Annotated in this window: 21 protein-coding genes and 1 tRNA gene; 17 read left to right on the top strand and 5 right to left on the bottom strand. The window is 70.7% G+C overall.

The window, feature by feature from the left end; genetic code table 11:
• The 3 genes from AC1DWP_RS16725 to AC1DWP_RS16715 all read right to left on the bottom strand — a co-directional run.
• The coding region (locus AC1DWP_RS16725; protein ID WP_477615617.1) for a 2-oxoglutarate dehydrogenase E1 subunit family protein at window positions 1-240 on the bottom strand (240 nt) is incomplete at its 3' end.
• A 237-nt stretch (window positions 241-477) separates the two neighbouring features.
• On the bottom strand, window positions 478-1287 hold the full coding sequence (locus tag AC1DWP_RS16720; protein ID WP_477615605.1) for an ABC transporter permease: 810 nt from the start codon (window positions 1285-1287) through the stop codon (window positions 478-480).
• The gene (locus AC1DWP_RS16715; RefSeq protein ID WP_477615604.1) at window positions 1284-2282 is read right to left on the bottom strand and encodes an ABC transporter ATP-binding protein; all 999 of its coding nucleotides are present in this window, start codon (window positions 2280-2282) and stop codon (window positions 1284-1286) included. Before AC1DWP_RS16715 ends, AC1DWP_RS16720 begins: the two co-directional genes overlap by 4 nt.
• 195 nt (window positions 2283-2477) lie before the next feature.
• Here AC1DWP_RS16715 and AC1DWP_RS16710 point away from each other — a divergent pair, with 195 nt between their 5' ends.
• The 3 genes from AC1DWP_RS16710 (at window position 2478) to AC1DWP_RS16700 (ending at window position 5912) form a co-directional block, all read left to right on the top strand.
• On the top strand, window positions 2478-3869 hold the full coding sequence (locus tag AC1DWP_RS16710; protein WP_477615603.1) for a hemolysin family protein: 1392 nt from the start codon (window positions 2478-2480) through the stop codon (window positions 3867-3869).
• Window positions 3866-4900, top strand: coding sequence for a hemolysin family protein (locus AC1DWP_RS16705; RefSeq protein WP_477615602.1), 1035 nt, complete (start codon window positions 3866-3868; stop codon window positions 4898-4900). Before AC1DWP_RS16710 ends, AC1DWP_RS16705 begins: the two co-directional genes overlap by 4 nt.
• A 130-nt stretch (window positions 4901-5030) precedes the next feature.
• Window positions 5031-5912, top strand: a complete 882-nt coding sequence (locus tag AC1DWP_RS16700) for a hypothetical protein (RefSeq protein ID WP_477615601.1) — start codon at window positions 5031-5033, stop codon at window positions 5910-5912.
• Between the two features lie 79 nt (window positions 5913-5991).
• On the opposite strand, the gene AC1DWP_RS16695 is transcribed toward AC1DWP_RS16700, so the two are convergent.
• Window positions 5992-6063, bottom strand: a tRNA-Arg gene (locus tag AC1DWP_RS16695).
• 59 nt (window positions 6064-6122) lie between these two features.
• Here AC1DWP_RS16695 and AC1DWP_RS16690 point away from each other — a divergent pair.
• From AC1DWP_RS16690 to prmC, 14 genes are all read left to right on the top strand, one after another.
• Entirely contained in the window at window positions 6123-6527 is a 405-nt protein-coding gene (locus tag AC1DWP_RS16690) for a response regulator (protein WP_477615600.1), read from the top strand.
• A 10-nt stretch (window positions 6528-6537) separates the two neighbouring features.
• Window positions 6538-8184: an arginine--tRNA ligase gene (argS, locus tag AC1DWP_RS16685; RefSeq protein WP_477615599.1), complete on the top strand. Its 1647-nt coding sequence runs from the start codon at window positions 6538-6540 to the stop codon at window positions 8182-8184.
• Window positions 8185-8187: 3 nt separating this feature from the next.
• Window positions 8188-9624 (top strand): diaminopimelate decarboxylase, encoded by a 1437-nt coding sequence (lysA, locus tag AC1DWP_RS16680; protein ID WP_477615598.1) that lies wholly within the window; start codon window positions 8188-8190, stop codon window positions 9622-9624.
• Window positions 9625-9791: 167 nt separating this feature from the next.
• Entirely contained in the window at window positions 9792-11159 is a 1368-nt protein-coding gene (locus AC1DWP_RS16675) for a homoserine dehydrogenase (RefSeq protein WP_477615597.1), read from the top strand.
• Window positions 11159-12244, top strand: coding sequence for a threonine synthase (gene thrC / locus AC1DWP_RS16670; RefSeq protein ID WP_477615596.1), 1086 nt, complete (start codon window positions 11159-11161; stop codon window positions 12242-12244). Before AC1DWP_RS16675 ends, thrC begins: the two co-directional genes overlap by 1 nt.
• Window positions 12244-13206 (top strand): homoserine kinase, encoded by a 963-nt coding sequence (thrB, locus tag AC1DWP_RS16665; protein WP_477615595.1) that lies wholly within the window; start codon window positions 12244-12246, stop codon window positions 13204-13206. Before thrC ends, thrB begins: the two co-directional genes overlap by 1 nt.
• Before the next feature lie 286 nt (window positions 13207-13492).
• Window positions 13493-15610: a transcription termination factor Rho gene (gene rho / locus AC1DWP_RS16660; protein WP_477615616.1), complete on the top strand. Its 2118-nt coding sequence runs from the start codon at window positions 13493-13495 to the stop codon at window positions 15608-15610.
• Window positions 15611-15790: 180 nt separating this feature from the next.
• Complete coding sequence (locus AC1DWP_RS16655; protein ID WP_477615594.1) at window positions 15791-16174, top strand: response regulator transcription factor; 384 nt, start codon at window positions 15791-15793, stop codon at window positions 16172-16174.
• Window positions 16171-17223, top strand: coding sequence for a HEAT repeat domain-containing protein (locus AC1DWP_RS16650; RefSeq protein ID WP_477615593.1), 1053 nt, complete (start codon window positions 16171-16173; stop codon window positions 17221-17223). The genes AC1DWP_RS16655 and AC1DWP_RS16650 overlap by 4 nt, the downstream gene beginning before the upstream one ends.
• On the top strand, window positions 17220-18668 hold the full coding sequence (locus AC1DWP_RS16645; RefSeq protein ID WP_477615592.1) for a glycosyltransferase family 2 protein: 1449 nt from the start codon (window positions 17220-17222) through the stop codon (window positions 18666-18668). Before AC1DWP_RS16650 ends, AC1DWP_RS16645 begins: the two co-directional genes overlap by 4 nt.
• Window positions 18665-20734 carry an ATP-binding protein gene (locus AC1DWP_RS16640; protein WP_477615591.1) on the top strand — a complete coding sequence of 690 codons (2070 nt, stop codon included), beginning with the start codon at window positions 18665-18667 and terminating at the stop codon, window positions 20732-20734. The genes AC1DWP_RS16645 and AC1DWP_RS16640 overlap by 4 nt, the downstream gene beginning before the upstream one ends.
• Before the next feature lie 109 nt (window positions 20735-20843).
• Window positions 20844-21068: a 50S ribosomal protein L31 gene (gene rpmE, locus AC1DWP_RS16635; RefSeq protein ID WP_179420590.1), complete on the top strand. Its 225-nt coding sequence runs from the start codon at window positions 20844-20846 to the stop codon at window positions 21066-21068.
• 133 nt (window positions 21069-21201) lie between these two features.
• Window positions 21202-22287 carry a peptide chain release factor 1 gene (gene prfA, locus AC1DWP_RS16630; protein ID WP_477615590.1) on the top strand — a complete coding sequence of 362 codons (1086 nt, stop codon included), beginning with the start codon at window positions 21202-21204 and terminating at the stop codon, window positions 22285-22287.
• Window positions 22284-23141 (top strand): peptide chain release factor N(5)-glutamine methyltransferase, encoded by an 858-nt coding sequence (prmC, locus tag AC1DWP_RS16625; protein ID WP_477615589.1) that lies wholly within the window; start codon window positions 22284-22286, stop codon window positions 23139-23141. Before prfA ends, prmC begins: the two co-directional genes overlap by 4 nt.
• 53 nt (window positions 23142-23194) lie before the next feature.
• Here prmC and AC1DWP_RS16620 read toward each other — a convergent pair whose 3' ends face one another.
• Window positions 23195-24301 carry a class I SAM-dependent methyltransferase gene (locus tag AC1DWP_RS16620; protein ID WP_477615588.1) on the bottom strand — a complete coding sequence of 369 codons (1107 nt, stop codon included), beginning with the start codon at window positions 24299-24301 and terminating at the stop codon, window positions 23195-23197.
• Window positions 24302-24330: the final 29 nt, after the last annotated feature.

The following is a 24330-nucleotide window of genomic DNA, read 5'->3' as shown; positions in this document are numbered from 1 at the left end:
AGCCTGGGCAGCGGGCGCGGCGGGCGCGGTGGGCGCCTGGGCGGCGGGAGCTGCCGGAGCCGACGCCGGGGACCCGTTGGGCCCGGATCCGTTCGCGGTGTCGTCGCCCGGCTGGTAGCCCGCACCGGGCTGGTAGTCCTCGAACAGGGACCACCACACCTTGTCGACGGAGTTCTTGTCGTTCTTGTACTGCTCATACAGCTCGTCCACGAGCCACTCGTTCGGCCCGAAGGCCGACATGGGGTCGTTGGTCGGGGACTGGTCGGGCACGGCGGATACGCCTCTTTCGTAGCGTCGACAATGACGGGCAATGGGTGTTCCCAGCCTAGCCCCGCCCGCCGTGCCGTGCGGAGGCGGGCAAGACTTTCCGATGGGCTCGTCACCACGCGCCCGAACGACCGCCCGTCGACCAGCGGCGGGTATGCCGCGGGGCCGGCTCCCGTGGTGGGAACCGGCCCCGCGGCATACCTGCGTGGTCTAGCTGATGTCGCTGCGCACCGTGCGCCAGGAGCCGAACCCGGCCAGCACCGCGGCGTAGGCGGCCAGCACGAGGGCACCGGCCCACCACGCGAGCGGCTTCACGGCGTTCTCCCCACCCTGGGTCACGCCGTTGACCATGGCCTGCGTGGCTGCGGACGGCAGGTACTGGACGATGTGGTCGCGACCCCAGTCCCAGAAGCTGAGCCCGAAGCCGGCCAGCGGCTCGACGATCCACGCGACACCGATCGAGATCAGCAGGGCGGCGACCTGGTTGGGGATGAGGATTCCCGCCCCGAGTCCGATCAGCGCCCACAGCCCGAGGACCAGCAGGCTCAGGGCCAGCGTCCGGAAGACCCCACCGGTCGGGAACGGCGCGAATCCCCGGGCATTGAGCACGATGGCGCCGGCGATGATCGACCCGGCCAACGAGATGAGGCCGTAGATGGCGCCGATGCCGAGCAGCGCGATGACCTTGGCGCCCATCACCCTGGCCCGCTTGGGCGTGCCCAGGAACGTGCTGGTGATGGTCTTGTGGCGGTACTCGCTGCCGATCTGGAGGACGCCGATCGTCAGGGTGAGCAGGTAGCCGATGCTCAGGCCGCTGGTGTAGACGCTGTTGGCGATCTGCTCGGGCGTGCCCGTGGGCGGGCCCTGACCGGCCGGGACGCTGGGGTCGGGAGCCTGGGTGAACAGGAATCCGAACAGCACGGCGAGGCCGGCTCCGGCGAGGAACATGGCGATGGCCAGGCCCCACCACATCCGGGTCGTGAAGAACTTGCGGAACTCTGCGCGGATCGCGGCGGTCATCCGTTCGCCCCTTCCTCTCCGGTGATGGCATCTCGCTCGGTCGCGGCGCCCTGTCCGATCGACGCGCCGTCGCCGAGGTTGCGGTTGGTGCCTTCGGTCAGCTCGAAGAACAGCGCCTCGAGGTCGGTCGTGGCCTGGCGGAGCTCGTAGACGGGGAGCCCGGCTCGCAGCGCCACGTCGCCGATGAGGCGCAGGTCGTGGGTCTCGGCGAGCAGGGCGCCGTCCTTGACCTCGCTGGTCACGTCGGCGACGCGCAGGGCTCCCGCGAGCGCGTCGAGGTCGGTGGTGCGCACGATCGCGTGGGCCTCGCCGTGCAGGTCCGCCATCGCGCCCTGCTTGACCAGCTTGCCGTTGTTGATGATGACCACGTCGTCGACCGTCTGCTCGACCTCCTGCAGCATGTGGCTGGAGATGAGCACCGTCTTGCCCTGGGCGGACAGGTGGCGCAGGAACCCGCGCAGCCAGCGGATGCCCTCGGGGTCGAGGCCGTTGGCGGGTTCGTCGAGGATCAGCACCTGGGGGTCGCCGAGCATCGCGGCCGCGAGGCCGAGCCGCTGGCGCATGCCCATGGAGTAGCCGCCGGCGCGCTTCCGCGCCGCTGCCGGGATGCCGACGAGCTCGAGCATCTCGTCGACCCTCTGGGCCCCCACCCCGGCGGTGTCAGCCAGCACCCGCAGGTGGTCGCGTCCGGTGCGGCCCGGGTGGAAGTTGGTGGCCTCCAGCGCCGAGCCGACGACCGCCATCGGCTGGGTGATGTCGTGGTAGGCGAGGCCGCCGATCGTCGCCGCGCCGCTCGACGGCTTCACGAGGCCGAGCAGCATGCGCAGCGTGGTGGTCTTGCCCGCGCCGTTGGGCCCGAGGAAGCCGGTGATCCGGCCGGGCTCGACGCTGAAGGACAGGTTGTCGACGGCGGTGAAGGTGCCGAACCGCTTGGTCAGGTCGCGCACCTCGATGCGGGTGCCGTCGCTAGGCCTGCTCGCTGTGGTCGTGGTCATCGTTCCCCCGGGTTGAGTGGCATGCGCTCATCCTGCCAACTGACGTGGGGGGAGGGTCAACCGGGTTGTCGGGTCGACGCGTTGCCGGGCCCCGCGCCCCCGCGTGAGGTATGCCGCGGGGCCGGCCCCGCGGCATACCCCGCCGTCGCCGGCGAGTCGGCTGGGACGCGGCCCGGACCTTAGGATGTCCGCACTATGACCGAATGGTTGCTGGTCCTGACCGGCGTGGGTTTGACGATCGGCACAGCCATCTTCGTGGCCACGGAGTTCTCCCTGGTCGCCCTCGACCGGCCGACGGTGCAGAAGGCGGTGGACGCGGGGGACGCGCGAGCCGAGGTGGTCCTCGGGTCGCTGCGACGGCTCTCGACCCAGCTCTCAGCGGCCCAGGTCGGCATCACGCTGACCACGCTGGTCCTCGGGTTCCTCGCGACACCCTCGCTCGGTGCGCTGCTCGAGACGCCGCTGAAAGCGTTGGGGCTGAGCGGTTCGACGCTCGACTCGGTGGCCGCCGGACTGGCGCTGCTGATCGCGACGCTGTTCTCGATGGTGTTCGGTGAGCTCCTCCCGCAGTTCCTCGGCATCTCCGCGCCACTGGCCACGGCCAAGATCGTGGCGATGCCGGTGCGGGGGTTCGCGCTGGTGGCCCGCCCCCTGATCTTCGTGCTCAACGGCTCGGCCAACCTGTTCCTGCGCGCGCTGGGCATCACACCTCGCGAGGAGCTGTCCGGTGCCCGCACACCACAGGAGCTCGCGTCGCTGGTGCGACGCTCCGCCCAGGCGGGGACGCTCGACCCGGGCACCGCGCGGCTGGTCACCAAGTCGCTGGACTTCGGTGAGCAGACCGCCGCCGACGTGATGAGCCCGAGGGCCAGGGCCTCGTCGATCGAGCGCACCGCCACCGCCGAGGACGTGGTGCGGCTGGCCCGGCGCACGGGCCACTCGCGTTTCCCCGTCACCGGCGAGGACTGGGACGACATCGACGGCGTCGTGCACGTCAAGCGCGCCATCGCCGTGCCGCACGAACGGCGTGACGACGTGCCCGTGTCGGCGCTGATGGTGCCGCCGCTGCTCGTGCCGGAGACGATCCGGCTCGACCCGCTGCTGCTGATGCTGCGCGAGCACGGACTCCAGCTGGCCATCGTCGTCGACGAGTACGGCGGGACGGCCGGCATCGTCACGTTGGAGGACGTCGTCGAGGAGATCGTCGGCGAGGTGTCCGACGAGCACGACGTCTTCCGCACGACCGGCCGCGAGTTCACCGACGGGTCGTGGACGGTGCCCGGGCTGTGGCGACCAGACGAGGTGCGCGAACGCCTGGGAGCGGTGGTCCCGGACGGACCTGCCTATGAGACGACCGGTGGCTTCGTCATGGCCGAGCTCGGCCGGATCCCCGTGGTCGGTGACACCGTGCGGATCCCCGGCTGGGAGATCACGGTCCTCGCCATGGACGGCATGCGGGCCGACCGGCTGCGGTTCGTCCCGCTGGCGACCACCGAGGGTGGTGCCGACGGCGAGGTCGAGGGCAGTGCCGACGCTGGCTCTCGCGGCGAAGCACGTCCGGTCGGCGACAGCCAGGTGGAGTCGTGAGCACCGGCGCCGTCTGGGTCACCATCCTGCTGCTCCTGCTGAACGCCTTCTTCGTGGGTGCGGAGTTCGCCGCGATGTCGGCTCGACGCTCCACCCTCGAACCCCTCGCCGCCTCGGGGTCGCGCCGGGCCCAGGTCTGCCTCGACGCCCTCGAGCAGATGGGATCGCTCCTGGCCTGTGCCCAGCTCGGCATCACGGTGTGCTCGGTGCTCCTGGGCGCCATCTCCGAGTCTGCCCTCCACCATGCCCTCGAACCCGTCGTCCACCACCTGTCCCTGCCCGACGGGGTCACCGACGGCGTGGCCCTCGCCCTGGCCCTGCTGGTCGTCGTCTACCTGCACGTCGTGGTCGGCGAGATGATCCCCAAGAACCTCGCGCTGGCCGGACCCGAGCGCTCGGCACTGATCCTCGTGCCCGTCCTGCTGTTCGTCACCAAGGCGCTGCGTCCGATCATCTGGGTCATGGAGGCCATCGCGAAGTCGCTGGTGCGACTGTTCGGCGTTGAGCCCAAGGACGAGATCACGTCGGCGTTCACGGTCGAGGAGGTCGAGCACATCCTGGCCGAGAGCAGGCACGAGGGGCTGATCGAGGAGGGCCAGCACGGCCTGGTCGGCGCTGCCCTGGAGTTCAGCGACAAGGACGCGGTGGACGTCGCCGTGGCGCTGGAGGACCTGGTGACGCTGCCGTTGACGGCAACCCCTGACGACGTCGAGCGACTCGTCGCCAAGCGGGGCTTCTCGCGCTACCCCCTGCTGAACCGGGCCGGAGAGCTCACCGGCTACCTCCACCTCAAGGACGTGCTCTACGCCGACGACACCGAACGCGACATCGCCGTCCCGGTGAAGCGGGTCCGCAAGCTCGCGACGGTGCAGGCCGCCGACGAGGTCGAGGAGGTGCTCCGCACGATGCAGCGCACCGGCGCGCACCTCGCGCGGGTGGTCGACCCCGAGGGCCGTGACATCGGTGTGGTCTTCCTCGAGGACGTCATCGAGGAGCTGGTCGGCGAGGTCACCGACGCCTCCCAGCGCTGACCTCCACCTGCCCGGTCGAGTGGTCAGGAACTCACTCTCCTGAGCCGGTCGGCCGTCGATTTGTGGCCTCTCGCGAGGTATCTGTGGATGACGAGGCACGAAGGCACGCGGCATACCGCACCCTGAACGCATGCCGCGCATCCCCATCCCCGTGGCCCTGCGGGGTGGAGCCTTCACGGTGGCCCAGGCCAGGGCGGCGGGCCTCGGGGCGAGTCGCCTCGGAGGGCCGGACCTGAGTCGACCCACGCACGGAGTCCGCTCCCTGGCGACGCCCGAGACCTTCCGGGACCGGGTCGTCGCGACCCGAGTCGCGCTCCCCTCCGATGTTGCCTTCTCCCACCTCACGGCTGCCCGGTTGTGGGGGCTCCCTCTGCCGCGTGAGCTGGAGGACGGTCCGATCGACGCCATGCGGGCGACCTCGGTGGCGCGGGTCCGCCGGCGCGGCTGCGTCGGAAGGCGCGGATTGGAGTCCCGGGCGACCACCAGGAACCACGGCCTGCTCCTCACCTCGCTCGAGGACACGTGGTGCGACGTGGGCGAGACCCTCGAGCTGGATGACCTGGTGGTGGTTGGCGACGCCGTGGCGCGGCGGCTCGCAGACGTGACGCCGCTGCGCGATGCGCTCCTGCGGCGGGTACGGCCGAGGGGCGCCGTCGCGCTCAGGGCAGCCCTCGGACTGGTCCGGGTCGGCTCTGACTCACCCATGGAGTCCCGTTGTCGACTGGTCTTCCATCGGGCCGGCCTGCCGGAGCCGGAGCTCAACGCCGTGATCACCCACCCCGGTGGTGGCTTTCTGTGCCGGGCCGATTTCGTCTGGCGTGAGCGGCGCGTCCTGGCCGAGTACCAGGGCAGCGACCACTTCGAGTCGTTCCGCCGTGGAGATGACGACATCTCGCGACGGCTGCTGCTCGAGGACGACGGCTGGAAGTACGTGGAGATGACCAAGCGTGACTACTACAACGCAGCGAGACGGGCCGGGCTGCTGGCCAGGCTCGCGGCACACCTGGTCTGACGCGCGGGCCCATGACGAGAGGCCCGGAACTGACGTCCAGCGATGGGCTGGACATTCGTTCCGGGCCTCTCGACCTGTGTGCCCCCGGCAGGATTCGAACCTGCGCCACCGCCTCCGGAGGGCGGTGCTCTATCCCCTGAGCTACGGGGGCGGACACGTGCGCCCCGCGAGGGAGGCGCGAGCCGAGGTTAGCAGCCTAGGGTGGGCCCCATGGAACCAGGGGGACTGGTGTACGTCTGCGACGACACAGAGCAGATCAGGCGCCTCATACGGGTCAACCTCGAGCTCGAGGGCTACGACGTCCGCGAGGCGGCTGACGGTGCGCAGCTGGTGGACGAGCTGCGCGCGCGCACGGACGTACCCGGAGTCATCACCCTCGATGCCCAGATGAGTCCTCGCGACGGCTGGTGGGCGATCTCCCAGATCCGCGCGGACCCCCGCCTGGCCAACGTCCCGGTCATCATGGTGACGGCTTCCGTCCAGCAGCACGACCGGGTGCAGGCCGAGGGGTCGGGGCTCGACGCGTTCGTGTCCAAACCGTTCGACCCGGACTACCTCATGAAGCTCGTCGGCGGCTTCATGGCCGAGGGCAGGGCACACCAGCCCGCGCCCTAGACTTGCGCGGGTGACTCCCGAAGAGCTCTCCGCAGCCATCCGCGCCGCCCTGGTCGAAGCCGTCGCCGCCGGCGACCTCCGCGTGGACGTGCCGGCGGAGGTTCGCGTGGAGCGACCCCGCAACCGCGACCACGGGGACTGGTCCACCAACATCGCGCTCCAGCTCGCCAAGGGCGCGGGTATGCCGCCGCGAGACGTGGCCACCCCGCTCGCCGAGCGCCTCGGCCAGGTGGCCGGCGTGAAGGCCGTCGACATCGCCGGCCCCGGTTTCCTCAACATCACGCTCGACGCGTCATCGGCCGGCGAGCTCGCCCGGTCCATCGTCGAGGCCGGTCAGGCCTACGGCCGCAACGACTCCGAGGCGGGCCACGTCATCAACCTCGAGTACATCTCGGCGAACCCCACGGGGCCGCTGCACCTCGGTCACACCCGCTGGGCCGCCCTCGGTGACTCGATGCACCGGCTGCTGCTGGCCTCCGGGGCCGACGTCAAGGCCGAGTACTACATCAACGACGCCGGGGCGCAGATGGACAAGTTCGCCGGGTCGGTGCTGGCGCGGGCCAAGGGGGAGCCGACCCCTGAGGGTGGTTATCCCGGCGCCTATGTCGACGACCTCGCGGCGCAGGTGCTCGCAGCCCAGCCGGACCTGCTCGAGCTGCCCGAGGACGAGGCGTTGGCCGTGACCCGGGCCGTGGCCTACCGGGCCCAGCTCAAGGACATCCAGGACACCCTCACCGACTTCGGCGTCACGTTCGACGTGTGGTTCTCCGAGGCCGAGCTGCACGCTTCGGGTGCGGTGGAGCGGGCCGTGGATCGCCTGCGCGAACAAGGGCACGTCTTCGACAAGGACGGTGCCATCTGGCTGCGCACCACGGACTTCGGCGACGACAAGGACCGCGTGCTCGTGCGCGCCAACGGGGAGCCCACGTACTTCGCCGCGGATGCCGCCTACTACCTGAGCAAGAAGGACCGCGGCTTCGACGAGAAGATCTACCTGCTGGGCGCCGACCACCACGGCTACATCAATCGGCTCAAGGCGATCGCGGCCTGCGCGGGCGACGACAAAGAGCACAACATCGAGGTCCAGATCGGCCAGCTGGTCAACCTTGGCGGCGCCAAGCTGTCCAAGCGGGCCGGCAACATCATCGAGCTGCGCGACCTGATCAACTGGATCGGGACCGACTCGATCCGCTACTCCCTCGCCCGCTACCCCGCCGACAGCCCGCTGTCGCTCGAGGGGGAGGAGCTGCGCAAGCAGACCAACGACAACCCCGTGTTCTACGTGCAGTACGCCCACGCCAGGACCTCCAACGTGGCGCGGCTCGCCAACGAGGACGGGGTGCTGCGGCAGGACGGGTTCGACCCGTCCCTGCTGACCGACCCGACCGAGGCGTCGCTGCTGGCGATCCTCGGCGACTTCCCGCGGGTCGTGGCCCACGCAGCCCACCTGCGTGAGCCGCACCGGGTCGCCCGCTACCTCGAGGACCTCGCGGGGCACTTCCACAAGTGGTACGACACGTGCCGCGTGCGGCCGATGACCGCCGACGAGGAGCTCACCGACGTCCACCGCACCCGGCTGTGGCTCAACGACGCCACCCGCCAGGTCTTGGCCAACGGACTGGACCTCCTGGGGGTCTCCGCACCCGACAGGATGTAGCCCATGCGCGCTCACGAGGCTGGAGCCCTCCACGCCGAGGGATACGGCGGACCGCCGCACTGGCTGCCGTGGCCCACCGACGTCATGGAGCTGCTGCCGCAGCTCTGGCCACAGACGATCGGTCGTGATGCGCAGGGCCGGCTGACCGTCGGTGGGCTCGACGTGGTGAGTATCGCGCGCGAGTTCGGCACCGCGGCATACGTCGTCGACGAGGAGGACTTCCGCGCCCGGGCGCGGGCCTTCCGCGACGAGTTCGCCGAGCCGTTCGCGGAGCTCGGCGGGGTCGACGTGTTCTATGCCGGCAAGGCGTTCCTGTGTACCGAGGTGGCACGGTGGGTGGCCGACGAGGGCCTGTGCCTCGACGTCTGCTCGGGTGGTGAGCTGGCGGTGGCGCAGCGGGCGGGCTTCCCTGCGGAGCGGATCGGGTTGCACGGCAACAACAAGTCGGTGGCCGAGATCCGCCAAGCACTGGACTACGGCGTGGGACGGATCGTCGTCGACTCGTTCGAGGAGATCGACCGCGTCGCCGACGTCGCCGGCGAGCTCGGCGTCCGGGCCCCCGTCATGGTGCGCGTCACGGTCGGGGTCGAGGCGCACACCCACGAGTTCATCGCCACCGCCCACGAGGACCAGAAGTTCGGCTTCTCCCTGGCGGGGGGCAAGGCTGCCGAGGCGGTCAGCCGCATCCTCGCGCACGGCGACCGGCTCGAGCTCCTGGGACTGCATTCCCACATCGGCAGCCAGATCTTCGACACCGCAGGCTTCGAGGTCTCGGCCCGGCGCCTGATCGGGTTGCATGCCGAGGTAGCGAGAGAGCACGGCCTCCACCTGCCCGAGCTGGACCTCGGTGGCGGCTACGGGATCGCGTACACCACCGAACACACCCCGCTGTCACCCCGCGAGCTGGGTGAACAGATGGCCGACCTCGTCCGGCGCGAGCTCAAGGCGGTCGGCGACGGGAGTCCTGACACCCCCACGCCGAGGATCTCGATCGAACCGGGACGCGCCATCGTGGGCCCGAGCACCTTCACGCTCTACGAGGTCGGCACGGTCAAGGACGTCGATCTCGGCGGGGGGATGGCCCGCACGTACGTCTCGGTCGACGGCGGGATGAGCGACAACATCCGGACCGCCCTCTATGACGCCGACTACTCCTGCACGCTGGCCAGCCGCCGCTCGGACGCCGCGCCACGGCTTGCCCGCGTGGTCGGCAAGCACTGCGAGAGCGGCGACATCGTCGTCATGGACGAGTACCTGCCTGACGACATCACCGCGGGCGACCTGATCGCCGTCCCCGGCACGGGCGCCTACTGCCGCTCCATGGCCAGCCAGTACAACCACACCCCGCGACCCCCGGTGGTCGCCGTCCGCGACGGTCGGGCCCGGGTCCTCGTCCGCCGCGAGACCGTGGAGGATCTGCTGGCGCTGGACGTTGGCTGACGAAGGATTGGCGCGGATGGACGCGGCAGCGACAGTTCGTCCGGATGACGGAACAATGAGCGTCCACACCGTGGACACCGGCACGATGGCCGGGATCCGGGCACGATGGCCTGGATCCAGCAGCAGGCCCACCAGGGCGCGAGGAGCACGCAGTGAGGGAAGTCAGCGTGAGTGAGAGCGAGCAGGCAACGGCCGAGCGGCCGCTGAGGGTGGCACTGCTCGGGTGCGGTGTCGTCGGCTCGTCCGTGGCCCGGATGCTCACGCAGCACTCCGACGACCTCGCGGCCCGTGTGGGTCGGCCCCTCGAGCTGATCGGCATCGCGGTGCGCCGGGCCGGCAAGGACCGCTCCGACCTGCCCGTCGATCCCGCCCTCTTCACGACCGACGCCGAGTCGATCATCACCTCCGCCGACATCGTCATCGAGGTGATCGGGGGCATCGAGCCGGCCAGGACCCTCATCGAGCTGGCCATGAAGAACGGCGCCTCCGTGGTGTCCGCCAACAAGGCGCTGCTGGCCGAGGCGGGTCCCGCCCTGTACGCCGCCGCGGCAGAGCACGGCGTCGACCTCTACTACGAGGCCGCGGTCGCCGGGGCCATCCCGATCCTGCGGCCGATCCGCGAGTCGCTCGCCGGCGACGACGTGCGCAAGGTGCTCGGCATCGTCAACGGCACCACCAACTACGTCCTCGACAAGATGGACTCAACGGGCATGGGGTTTGCCGAGGCCGTCGAGCAGGCGCAGGCGCTCGGCTATGCCGAGGCCGACCCGACAGCCGACGTCGAGGGCTTCGACGCCGCCGCCAAGGCCGCCATCCTCGCCTCGCTCGCCTTCCACACGCGCGTCTCCAGCGACCAGGTCTACCGCGAGGGGATCACCGAGGTGTCCGCTGCGGACATCCAGGCCGCACGCGAGATGGACTGTGTCGTCAAGCTTCTCGCGATCTGCGAGCGCACCGAGGTCGTCGGCGCCGACGGCAGGCTCGCGCCCGGCGTCAGCGTCCGGGTCCACCCGGCCATGATCCCTCGGTCGCACCCCCTCGGCGGTGTGCGCGATGCCTTCAACGCGGTCTTCGTGGAGGCCGATGCGGCCGGCCAGCTGATGTTCTACGGCAAGGGTGCCGGAGGTGACCCCACCGCCAGCGCCGTGCTCGGTGACGTGGTGGCCGTGGCCCGGCACCGCGTCGGCGGCGGTCGTGGCCCCGGCGAGTCGGCCTATGCCGACCTGCCCGTGCTCGACATGGGTCAGGCCCTCACGAGGTACCACATCAGCCTCGACGTGGCAGACCGCCCGGGCGTCCTCGCCCAGGTCGCGACGGCGTTCGCCGAGCACGGCGTGTCGATCGAGACGGTCCGCCAGCACCTCATCGCCGCCGACCCGGACAGCCCCGACGGCGACGCCGCCGAGACCCGCGCCAACCTCATCGTCGTGACGCACATCGCCCCAGACGCCGCCCTCGCGGCGACCGTCGAGGCCCTCGCCGGGCTCGACACCGTCCGCGAGGTCGTGTCGGTCATGCGGGTCGAGGGGGAGTGATGGCCGGGCTGTGGCGCGGGGTGATCCGCGAGTATGCCGATCGGTTGCCGATGCTCCAGGGCGCACCTGTGGTGACGCTCCAGGAGGGCGGCACGCCGCTGATCCCCGCGGAGCACCTGTCCGAGCTCACCGGGGCACAGGTCTTCGTGAAGTACGAGGGACTGAACCCGACGGGGTCCTTCAAGGACCGGGGGATGACGGCGGCGATCTCGCTGGCCGCAAAGCACGGCGCCAAGGCCGTGATCTGCGCGTCGACCGGCAACACCAGCGCCAGCGCGGCGGCCTATGCCACCAAGGCGGGCATGGCCTGCGCGGTGCTCGTCCCCGACGGCAAGATCGCCATGGGCAAGCTCAGCCAGGCGATCGCGCACGGCGCGACCCTGCTCCAGGTGGACGGCAACTTCGACGACTGCCTCACGCTGGCTCGCAAGCTGGCCGAGTCCTATCCCGTCGAGCTGGTCAACTCGGTCAACCCCGCGCGGATCGAGGGCCAGAAGACCGCCTCCTTCGAGGTCGTTGACGCGCTCGGCGACGCCCCCGACATCCACTGCCTCCCGGTGGGCAACGCGGGCAACATCACCGCCTACTGGAAGGGCTACCGCGAGTACCACCGCGGCAGCGAGCAGCCCGGCCCGGCGACGAGGCTCCCGCAGATGTGGGGCTTCCAGGCGGCCGGCGCCGCACCCATCGTCCTGGGACATCCCGTCGACGACCCCGACACGATCGCCACGGCGATCCGCATCGGCAACCCCGCGTCGTGGAAGCAGGCCGAGGCCGCCCGCGACGAGTCCGGCGGCCGCATCGAGTCCGTCACCGACGAGCAGATCCTCAGCGCGCACCGGATCCTCTCGGCGCGCGAGGGCATCTTCGTCGAGCCCGGCTCGGCGGCGTCGGTCGCCGGCCTCCTGCAGGCTGCCGAGGCCGGACACGTCCCCGCCGGTGCCACCATCGTCTGCACGGTCACCGGGCACGGGTTGAAGGACCCGCAGTGGGCGCTCAGGAACGCCGACGGCTCCGACGTCACCCCGACGCGGGTGCCGGTGGACGCCTTCACGGCCGCGCAGGCCCTGGGGCTGCAGGACTGATGGGCGAGCTCCTCGCCGGCAGCTCCGTGCAGGTGCGGGTGCCGGCCAGCAGCGCGAACCTGGGGCCGGGCTTCGACTCGGTCGGGCTGGCCCTCGGACTCTGGGACACCTGCGTCGCGACCGTGACCGACGAGCCAGGCGTGCGGGTCGACGTCGAGGGCGAGGGCGCCGACGAGGTCCCCCGCGATGCCAGCCACCTGGTCGTCTGCGCCATGCTGCGGGCGTGGGAGGAGCTCGGCACCCAGCCTGCCGCCGGACTGCACCTGCAGTGCCGCAACGAGGTGCCGCACGGGCGCGGACTGGGGTCCTCCGCCACGGCGATCGTGACCGGAATCGTTGCGGCACAAGCACTTCACGACGTATGCCGCGGGGTCACCGATCCGCCCGACCTCACCTTCACCAACGACCTCGCGGCCCGCCTCGAAGGGCATCCGGACAACTCGTCGGCGTCGGTGTACGGAGGTCTCACGCTGTCCTGGGCCGACTCGCCCGAGGGCGGCACCCAGACCCTTCGCCTCCAGCCCCATCGCGACGTGCGTGCGCTGGTGCTCGTCCCCGCGGCCCAGCTGTCCACCGCGAAGGCACGGTCGGTCCTGCCGACCCACATCCGGCACGGTGACGCCGCCCTGAACTCGGCCCGCGCGGCCCTGCTCGTCCAGGCGTTGACCAGCCAGCCGGCATACCTGCTGGCGGCGACCCGGGAGTGGCTGCACCAGGAGGCGCGCAGGGACTCCTTCCCGGCGTCCATGGCCGTCGTCGACGAGCTGCGCGACCGCGGCCACGCAGCCGTGATCTCGGGGGCCGGACCCTCGGTGCTCGTCCTCACCACCGACGACCGGGTGTCCGCCATCGCCGGGGAGGCTGGCGACTCGTGGCAGGTCCTCGACCCGGGCATCCCGGAGACAGGTGCGCAGGTCAGGCGCCTGCGACACGGAGGGGACATTCTGGGCAGTCGGGACTGACGCAAGCGCCAACGGTGTTACATTGGGTGCGCACTCGCAGCCGATGCCTCCTCTTGCGCATCCAGCAGCGAACTGCACCCACCACATGTCGGCGGCCTTCGTGCTGCCACGCCTCCCTGTGCTGCATGTGGCTCCATCGGTCAGCACTTCTGACCCAAGCACCGGTCCGGGATCTGAACACCGGACCGCGAACGAGGGGGAAGGATCCTTCGTGACAGACACCACCACTCTCGACTCTGCGGGTTCGCAGGACGAGAAGCCGCGCCGCTCCGGCGCACTGAGCACCATGAAGGTTGCCGAGCTCCAGGGCCTGGCCGCCAGCATGGGCATCACCGGCACCGCCAAGATGCGCAAGGGTGACCTCGTCACCGCCATCAAGGACCGCCAGTCCGGAGCAGGAGCGCCGGCACGCCGGACCGCCCCGCAGCAGGAGCGTCCGGCCCGGGCCGAGGCGCCCGCCACCGACCAGCAGGCCGGCAGTGAGCAGCAGTCAGGGCAGGAGTCGGGCCCGCAGTCCCGCACCGCGCGCGGCGACCGTGCCGAGCGCGGCGACCGCGCCGACCGCGCCGACCGTGCCGAGCAGGGCGACCGCGCCGACCGTGCCGAGCAGGGCGACCGCGCCGAGCAGGGCGAGCAGGGCGACCGGGACGAGCGCCCACAGGGCGAGCGCCCGAACCGCAACCGGGCCGACCGGGCAGCGCGCCTGCAGGCTCAGCGCCAGAACCGCGAAGGCGCGCGCGACGGCGACCAGCAGGACCGTGGACCGGACCGCGACCAGCAGGACCGTGGACCGGACCGCGACCAGGTGGGCCGCGACCAGAACCGTGACCAGAACCGCGACCAGGACCGGGACCAGAACCGGGACCAGAACCGGGACGCAGCACAGGCCCGCGACAACCGCGACGACCGTTTCCAGGGTGACCGACGCGAGCGTCAGCAGGCCGACCGACAGAACCGCGACGACCGTTTCCAGGGCGACCGGGACAACCGGGACAACCGCGACGACCGCGACGACCGGGGTGGCCGCCAACAGGGCGGGGCGGCCGGTCAGGGCCAGCAGGGCGGCCAGCGCAACCAGGGTCAGCAGGGTCAGCAGGGCCAGCAGGACCAGCAGGGCTACGACGACGACGGCGACGGCCGCGGCGGACGTCGCCGCAACCGCAACCGGAACCGCAACCGTGACAAGCGCGGGCAGCGCGGCGACTACGGCAGCGACTACGAGAACGAGCCGATGGTCGAGGAGGACGACGTCCTCGTGCCCGTCGCGGGCATCCTCGACGTGCTCGACAACTACGCCTTCGTCCGCACCTCCGGCTACCTGCCGGGCCCCGGCGACGTCTACGTCCCGCTCGGCATGGTCAAGAAGAACGGCATGCGCAAGGGTGACGCGGTCACCGGTGCCGTGAAGGCCCAGCGCGAGGACTCCCAGCAGAACCAGCGGCAGAAGTTCAACGCGCTGGTGCGCCTCGACACCGTCAACGGGATGACCCCCGACGATGCCCGCAAGCGGGTCGAGTTCGGCAAGCTCACGCCGCTGTACCCCCAGCAGCGCCTGCGCCTCGAGACCGAGCCGGGCATCCTCACCACCCGCGTGATCGACCTCGTCGCGCCGATCGGCAAGGGCCAGCGCGGCCTCATCGTCGCCCCGGCCAAGGCCGGCAAGACGATGGTCATGCAGGCCATCGCGAACGCCATCACGACGAACAACCCCGAGTGCCACCTGATGGTCGTGCTCGTGGACGAGCGTCCCGAGGAAGTCACCGACATGCAGCGCGCGGTCAAGGGTGAGGTCATCTCCTCGACCTTCGACCGACCCGCCGAGGACCACACGACGGTCGCCGAGCTCGCGATCGAGCGGGCCAAGCGTCTCGTCGAGATGGGCCACGACGTGGTCGTGCTGCTCGACTCGATCACCAAGCTGGGTCGCGCCTACAACCTCTCCGCCCCGGCTAGCGGGCGCATCCTGTCCGGTGGTGTCGACTCCGCGGCGCTCTACCCGCCGAAGAAGTTCTTCGGGGCCGCGCGCAACATCGAGAACGGCGGTTCGCTGACGATCCTCGCGACCGCCCTCGTCGAGACCGGGTCCCGCATGGACGAGGTCATCTTCGAGGAGTTCAAGGGCACCGGGAACATGGAGCTCAAGCTCGACCGTGGTCTGGCCAACCGCAGGATCTTCCCTGCGGTCGACATCAACAACTCAGGCACCCGCAAGGAGGAGATCCTCCTGTCGGGCGACGAGCTCAAGATCATGTGGAAGCTCCGGAGGGTCTTGGCCGCGCTCGACCAGCAGCAGGGGATCGAGCTCCTGATCGACCGGCTCAAGAAGACCAAGAGCAACATGGAGTTCCTCATCCAGGTCCAGCAGAACTCGTCCATCCGCCTGGATGACGGCGACAAGGACTGACTCCGACCGGACTTGTCGGCACGACAGCCGGCCTGACAACCGGCACGACAGCCGGCACGACAAACGGCACGACAACGGGCTGGGGTCCGCCACCAGGTGGTGTCGGACCCCAGTTGCGTGTCTCACGGCCTAGCATGGGTACGCGCACCACCAACTGCACGACGACCGAAGGGAATGGCAGTGACCGCGGCAGAGGCAATCCGAGTGCTCGTCGCTGACGACGACCCGGATATTCGCGATCTCGTCGAGTTCAAACTCACCCAAGCCGGTTATGCCGTGCAGGCTGTTCCCGACGGACTGAGCGCCTGGGAGGCGTTCCAGGCCGAGGCGCCGGCGCTCGTCATCCTCGACGTGATGATGCCCGGCCTCTCGGGCATCGACGTCCTGCGCAAGATCCGGGACAGCGGTGCCGCCACCGTCCCGGTCCTGTTGCTCAGCGCGAAGTCGCGAGACAGCGACGTCGACACCGGCTTCGCCGTCGGCGCCGACGACTACGTCATCAAGCCATTCAGTCCACGAGAGCTGTTGCACCGGGTCAACGGGATCCTGGCGCGCGTCCGGTGACCCGGCACGACCTGCTGTGGGCCTCCTCAGCTCTGGTCCTGCTGGCCTGTCTTGCCCTGGTGCTGCTCATCGTGCTCACCAAGGTGTCGCGCACCGTCCGCGAGCGACGCACCGCTGAGCTCGTCGCACCCCATCGTGCGCACCTGCTCGCTGTCGCCTCCGGTGAGGACGATGACGGGAGCCATCGTGACGCCCTCATGGAGGTGGACGGTCCCGCCCGCGAGGCAGTGGATGACGTCGTCCTCGAGCTCCTGGGCAAGGTGCGCGGGGTCCCGGCAGAGGAGCTGGCGTCGGTGCTCCTCGTCCATGGCGCCGTGGACCGCGCACCCCACGACCTGCGCGACCGCAGCACCCTGCGTCGGGCACGGGCGGCGCACATCCTCGGCCTGTGCCATGTGGGCACGGCGCTGCCGCTGCTCGTCCAGGCGCTCGGCGACCCCGCGCCAGAGGTCCGCGTCGCCGCGACCAGGGCCCTGGGCCGGCTCGGCGAGCCGACGGCGTCGGCCGCCCTGCTCGTGGCCGTCGGGGCCGAGCGCGTGGTCCCGGCCGGGCCCGCTGCTGACGCCCTCGAAGGAATGGGGGTCGGCATCTCCGGATCGCTGGTGAACGCCCTGTCGGCGAGCAGCCCGACCACTCGCACGGTCGCGGCATACCTCAGCGGGGAGGGCAGCTTCTCGCGGTCCCTGGACGCGCTGCGCGTCGCCCTGGCGAGCGACGACGACCACACCGTGCGTGAGGCGGCGGCGGTCGCCCTCGGACGGATGGGCCGGGCCGAGGACGTGGCGGGGCTCCTGCGCCAGACCGCAGCGGACCGGCCACGATCACTGCGTCGGGCTTGCGCCGCGGCCTTGGGTGAGCTCGGCGAACCCTCTGCCGTCGACGGTCTGGGCGAGCTGCTGGGCGACCCGGATCCGCGGTTGGCCGAGATGGCGGCCACCTCGCTCCTTGCCCTGGGCCCGGCCGGGCGTGCCGTGCTCGAGTCGGCGCCGACCAACGCGTCTGTCGAGACGGCACTGGCCCTGGCCCGCCTGAAGGGGAGCGCGGCGTGAGCTGGGAGGGCTCCGTCGACGGCCTCCGGGCCGCGGTGGTCTGGGTGATGGACTTCAGCTCGGTGCCGATCCTTGTCTACTTCGCGGTCATCAACCTCTCCTACCTCCTGCTGATCGTCCTGGCCAGCATCGACTTCCGGGCCCAGCACCGCCGTCGCGAGGCCGTGGTCGAGACCTTCGGTGGTGCGCTGACCCCGGGGGTCTCACTCCTCGTGCCGGCCCACAACGAGGAGATGGGCATCGTGACCTCGGTGCAGGCGCTGCTCTCACTGCGCTATCCCCGGCACGAGGTGGTCGTCGTCGACGACGGCAGCTCCGACGCGACCTTCGAGCGACTGCGCGCGGCCTTCGACCTGGTCCCCATCCCGCGCGAGATCCCGCAGGACGTCCCGATCCGGGCGCGGATCATCGACGTGCACGTGCCCCGTGACGGTCGGACCCGGCTGCTCGTGGTGCGCAAGGAGAACTCCGGCCGGTCCGAGGCGATCAACGTGGCCCTCAACGCGGCCACCGAACCACTCGTCGCCATGATCGACGCCGACTCCATCCTCGAGCCCGACGCCCTGCTCCGGGTGACGCAGCCATTCGCCGACGACCCGATCCGCATGGTGGCGGCCGGGGGTGCCATCCGGCCCGTCAACGGCAGTCGGGTCGTCTCCGGGCGCATCGTCAAGGTCCAGATGCCGAAGCCGTGGCTGGCCCGCATCCAGGTGGTCGAGTACCTCCGCGCGTTCCTGCTCGGCCGGACCGGGTGGTCGCGTTTCGGGGCCCTCATCCTGATCAGCGGGGCGTTCGGCCTGTTCCGCCGCGACGTCGTCGTCGAGGTCGGTGGGCTCGACCCCGACAGCATCGGTGAGGACTTCGAGCTGGTCCTGCGCATCCACCGCAAGCTGCACGACGAGAAACGCGACTACCGCGTCGGGTTCGTCCCGGAGCCGGTCCTGTGGACCGAGGTCCCCTCGACCTTCTCGGTGCTGCGCAACCAACGGCGACGCTGGCACCGCGGGCTGTGGGAGACCCTGTGGGCCTACCGCGGCATGCTGCTGCGGCCCCGCTACGGCAAGGTCGGCCTGATCGCGTTGCCCTACTACTGGGTCTTCGAGCTCTTCGCCCCGCTGCTGGAGTTCTTTGGCATCATCATCGTGCCGCTCGCGCTGGTCCTCGGCGTGGTCAACATCCCCTACGCGCTGCTGTTCCTCGCGCTGGCCTACGGTCTCGCGGTCCTCGTGACGCTGTCGGCCATGGCCGCCGAGGAGTGGTCGTTCCACCGTCACGAACGGTGGCGCGACCTCGGGCTCACCCTGGTCGCGTCGGTGCTGGAGAACGTCGGCTACCGCCAGCTCACCGTGTGGTGGCGCCTCGAGGGCTGGTGGGCGAGCTTGCGGCGCAAGAAGCAGGTGTGGGGTGTGATGACCCGCACCGGCTTCGGCGAGGCGGGCGAGTGACCAAGCTCGGCAGCCGTTCGGTCTCCCGACAGCTCAGGGTCCTCGGGCTCTCGCTGGTCCTGTTGTTCCCCATCGTCGCGATCGCGTCGCTCTCGAACATCACCAGCCAGAGTCGCGACGTCCAGGCGCTGACGCTGTCCTACGGCCCCGCCTTCGACGCCAACAACGCCGTCCTCATCGAGATGACCGAGGCCAACGCCGGGTGGAGCCAGCTGATCGGCGGCTCCGCCCCGCTGACGCGCTACGACCTCAAGCGCGAGCCGGTCTCCGCGGACCTCGCCACCATCGAGCGCGCCCTGAGGTCCCCGACGATCCGCGCCGAGACCCGCTCGACGTATGCCGCGTTGCTGGGCACTCAGCGCGCTGCCGTCGACGCGTGGTTCAAGGCGGCGCGGGCAGCCGAGGTCGGCGCGCAGGGCACCCCGTCGGCGCGCAGCGTCCTCGAGGCCGACGCGATCGACCGGTTCCGGCAGTTCCGCGCCAGCAACCGGGGTCTGCACGAGGAAATCCGACTCGAGCGGGACGCGGCTCGGGAGGGCGCGCGGGACTCGGTCCAGAGGATCGTGGCGATCGCGGCCGGCACCATGGTGCTGGCCATGGCCATCGTGCTCGGTGGGTGGCGGCTGCTGGAGCGATCGGTCAGCGGCCCGCTGGAGCGGTTGCGATCGGTCGTCGAGCGCCAGCGTGACGGTGACCGCGACGCCCTGGCCGACGTCGAAACCGGCGCCGCGGAAGTTCGCGGACTGGCTGCCGACTTCAACGGACTGACCCGCTCCAACCAGGTGCTCCAGGAGCAGCAGTCGGTCGTCCTGCTCGCCCACCAGCTGGTGCTCGACGTCGCCCGGGTGGTGCACGGGGCGCCGGACATCGACTCCGCCCTGCACACCGTCTGCGCGATGCTCGGGCAGGGCCTGTCCGTCGACCGGATCATGCTCTACACCCACGACGAGTCGGGGGTGATCGACCAGCGGACCCAGTGGCACCGTGACGACCTGCCCGACCTCGGGGCGCTGCCACCATCCCTCGCCGGCGAGGTCAAGGAAGTCGGGGACGAGCTGCGCCGCGAAGCCACCGTGTTCGTCCTCTCGGACTTCCTCCACGCAGAGGTCCAGACACAGGACCGCGCCGGGCGGTTCTACCGCGCCACCGGCGCCAAGTCGCTCCTCATGGTGCCCGTGGGCATCGGCGAGCAGGGCCTGGGCGTGTTGTCCCTGATGACGGTCGACACCCCGAGGCGCTGGCGCCGCTACGAGATCCAGGCAGTCCAGCAGTGTGCGGGCTACGTCGCCCAGTCCATCGTCGACCTTCGGCTGCGCGAGATGCGCGAGGCGCAGGTCGACCAGCTCACCGCACTCGACCGGCAGAAGACCGACTTCATGGCCACCGTGTCCCACGAGCTGCGGACGCCGCTGACCTCCATCAACGGCTACCTCGAGCTCCTCGAGGACGGTGACTTCGGCGACCTCTCCACGGCACAACGTGGTGCCCTCGACATCATCGGACGCAACGCCAGCAGGTTGCGCGGCCTCATCGAGGACCTCCTCGTGCTCAACAAGATCGAGGCCACCGGGTTGCAGTCCTCGGTCGAGGAAGTCGCCGTGGACGAGCTGGTGGCGGACGTCGCCGACATGCTGCGCCCCGTGGCCGACGCGGCCGGCGTCACGCTGGTCGTCGAACCCATCGACCCCCAGCTCCTGATCCGGGTCGACCGGGGTCAGCTGGAGCGCAGCCTCATCAACCTCGGGTCGAACGCGGTCAAGTTCACCAGGTCCGGCGGGCAGGCAACCATCGGCGCAGCGGAAGCCAACGGTCGCGTCGTCGTCACGGTGGCCGACACCGGCATCGGCATCCCCGAGGGGGACCTGCCGCAGCTGTTCGGCCGCTTCTTCCGCGCCTCGAACGCCACAGCCGCCGCGATCCCCGGCACGGGTCTGGGGCTGGCAATCGTGCGGGCCATCGTCGAGGGCCACGGTGGCGAGCTGTCCATCGACTCGGTCGAGGGCGAGGGCACCGTCATCCGGGTGGCCCTGCCGACGGGGAATGTCGGCACCCTGTCCACCGTTTAGGAGATGTGCGCCGCTCTCTGGCACACTTGACTGCTGACCGGTTCACGGCATGGACACGTCCAGGGCAACCCGCCCAGCCGACCCGGCCACATGACTCAAGGAGCACGTTTTGCAGAAGGACATCCACCCCGAGTACGTCGAGACCACGGTCACCTGTACCTGTGGGTCCACGTTCACCACTCGCAGCACCGCGACCTCCGGCCAGATCCGCGCCGAGGTGTGCTCGCAGTGCCACCCGTTCTACACCGGCAAGCAGAAGATCCTCGACACCGGTGGCCGCGTGGCCCGGTTCGAGGCCCGCTACGGCAAGAAGGCTGCTGCCGAGAGCAAGTAGCTTTCCCGATGCGCCGGTCCTGACCTCTGGGGTCAGGGCCGGCGCATTGCTTTCCCCGCCTCGCCGTCCCTGCCACGTCGCCGTCCGCGCACCACCACCCGGCACCACCACCCGCACGACCTCAGGAGCCCTCATGTTGGAGTCCGCTGCAGCGCTCGTCCAGGAGCATGCCGACCTCGAGAAGCAGCTGGCGGATCCCGAGGTCTTCGGCGACCAGAACCTGGTCCGCAAGCTGAACAAGAGGTATGCCGCGCTGGCGCCGACCGTCGCGGCATACCACGCGTGGCATGCTGCGACCGACGACTTGGCGGCTGCGCGCGAGCTCGCCAAGGAGGACGAGGGTTTCGCCGCCGAGGTGCCCGGGCTCGAGGCACGTCTCACCCAGACCGAGGACACCCTCCGCAGGCTGCTCATCCCGCGCGACCCCGACGACGACCGCGACGTGATCCTCGAGGTGAAGGCCGGTGAGGGTGGCGAGGAGTCGGCCCTGTTCGCCGGCGACCTGTTGCGGATGTACCTGCGGTTCGCTGAGCGGCGCGGGTGGAAGACCGAGGTCATCGACGCGACCGAGTCCGACCTGGGCGGCTACAAGGACGTGCAGGTGGCGGTGAAGGCCAAGGGCACGCCGGCGCTGGGGGAGGGCCCCTGGGCGAGGCTGAAGTACGAGGGCGGCGTGCACCGCGTGCAGCGGGTGCCCGTCACGGAGAGCCAGGGCCGGATCCACACGTCCGCGGCCGGGGTCCTGGTCATGCCCGAGGCGGAGGAGGTCGAGGTCACCATCGACGCCAACGACCTCAAGATCGACGTCTACCGCTCGTCCGGGCCCGGCGGCCAGTCGGTCAACACAACCGACTCGGCTGTGCGGATCACCCACCTGCCGACGGGGGTGGTGGTGTCCTGCCAGAACGAGAAGAGCCAGCTCCAGAACAAGGAGTCGGCGATGCGGGTGCTGCGCGCTCGGCTCCACGCTGTCGCCAAGGAGGCCGCCGACGCCGAGGCGAGTGCGGCCCGACGGAGCCAGATCCGCACGGTCGACCGCTCGGAGCGGATCCGCACCTACAACTTCCCCGAGAACCGGCTGTCCGACCACCGCACGGGCTTCAAGTCCTACAACCTCGACGCCGTGCTCGACGGCGACCTCGAGGCAGTGGTCCAGTCCGCCGTCGACGCCGACGAGGCCGCGCAGATGGCGGCCGTCGCCGAGGGCGCCGGTCAGTGACGACCTTGCGATCGGAGGTCGTGCGGGCCACGGCTGAGCTCGCCGAGGAGGGTGTGCCCTCGCCCGAGGCGGACGCCGTCGCCCTGGCCGCGTTCGCCCTCGGCAGCGATGTCGCGGAGGTCAGGCGTCGCATGGTGATGCTCGACGAGGCCGATCCCGGTTTCCTCGATCGCTACGCAGGTCTGGTCGCGGAACGTGGTGCACGGATCCCGTTGCAACACCTGACCGGGCGGGCGGGGTTCCGCCGGCTCGAGCTCAGCGTGGGGCCCGGCGTCTTCGTGCCGCGGCCCGAGACCGAGTTCGTCGCCGGGCTGGCCATCGACGCCGCACTCGCACTGGAGGCGCCGCTGGTGGTGGACCTGTGCACCGGTTCGGGCGCGATCGCGCTCGCGGTCGCCGACGAGGTGCCGGCCGCGACCGTGTATGCCGTGGAGCTGGGTCGCGAGGCGCACGCCTGGGCCGAGCGCAACGTCGCCGACTCCGGCCTCGCGGTCGACCTGCGTCAGGGCGACGCCACCGAGGCCCTCCCCGAGCTGGAGGGGACGGTCGACGTGGTCGTGTCGAACCCGGCCTACATCCCGCTCGGCATGGTGCCGCTCGATCCCGAGGTCCGCGACCACGATCCCGAGCTCGCGCTCTATGGCGGCAGCGAGGACGGTCTTGCCATCCCCCTGGCTGTGGCGGCGCGCGCGGCTGTGCTGCTGCGCCACGGTGGGTTGCTGGTCATCGAGCACGCCGACAGCCAGGGAGTCACGCTGCCGGGTGCCCTGCGCCGGACCGGCGAGTGGACCGAGGTGGCCGACCACGACGACCTGACCGGTCGTCCGCGAGCCACCACCGCCATCCGGGCCTGACCCCGGCGCCGCGGCCCGGGTCGCAACGACAGCCCCGTCCGACCCGACGGCCGTCAGCGCAACAGGTAGAACCGCCAGAACCCGAAGTCCTCGATCGGCAGCACCTCGAGGGAGCTGAAGCCGGCCTGCTCGGCATAGCGACGAAGGGTCGAGGGACGCATCACCGTGCCCGTGCCGACGCTGTCGTGGCCGGACATGCCGTCGGGCAGGCAGATCAGCAGGCTGTAGCCGTACATGACGCGCTCGAGCTCGTCGCCGTCCGGCGCGAACTCCTCGGCGACTGCCTCGTCCATCACCACCATGAAGCCGTTCGGCGCGAGCGAGGCCCGCGCGGCGGCCAGCACCTCCACCGGGCGGGGCATGTCGTGGACGCACTCGAAGGCGAACGCCGCGGTGAACTGCCCCACCGGCATACCTGCGGCGTCACCGGCCGTGAACGTGACCCGGTCGGCCACGCCCTGCTCCGCGGCGTTGGCGGTGGCCATCGCCACCGAAGGGGCGTCGATGTCGTACCCGTGGACCGTGGCGCCGGGATAGGCCTTGGCCAGCGCGATGCTGGACCAGCCGGCCCCGCAGCCGACATCGGCGATCGTTGCCCCGGGAGCCGACAGGGGATCGTGCACGGACGGGACCGCGGCCAGGGCGTCAGCGAGCCGCAGCTCGTACCACGGCCGGTTGGCATCGGCCTGGGACTCACGGGCATCGGTCCCGAGCTGGTCCCAGCTCACCCCACCGCCGTGACGGTAGGCGTCGAGCAACCCGCCGAGCTGCGGACCCACGGCCGCGAACATGCGCGCCACGGGAGCCAGGTAGCTCAGGCTGCTCTCGTCCGTCAGCACCTCCTGGGCGGCCGCCGGGATCGAGTAGACGCGGGAGTCAGGGTCGTCGTCGGGGCGGTCGAGGGCCAGCAGGCCCGTCACGGCCTGCTGCTCCAGCCACTCGCGCGCGTACCGTGGGTGGGTGCCGGTGCGTTCGGCGAGGTCCGGTGCCGTGGCCGGTCCGTCAGCAGCGAGGGTGCGGTACCAGCCGAGCCGGTCGCCGAGGTAGATGGACATGATGTCGGCGGTGCCGAGCAGGGCCCCGAAGATCCGTTCGGCGAGCTCGTCGGTGGTCGGAGTCGTCGGCGGGGGCGTCGTGGGGGGCAAGGTGGTGTTGCTCATCCCGACATGGTGCCGCCGCTCGTGGGGCC

Source organism: Pedococcus sp. P2_F6 (assembly GCF_056403675.1).
Note: the sequence above shows the minus strand (reverse complement) of the source record. Positions and strands in the feature narration are given on the sequence as shown.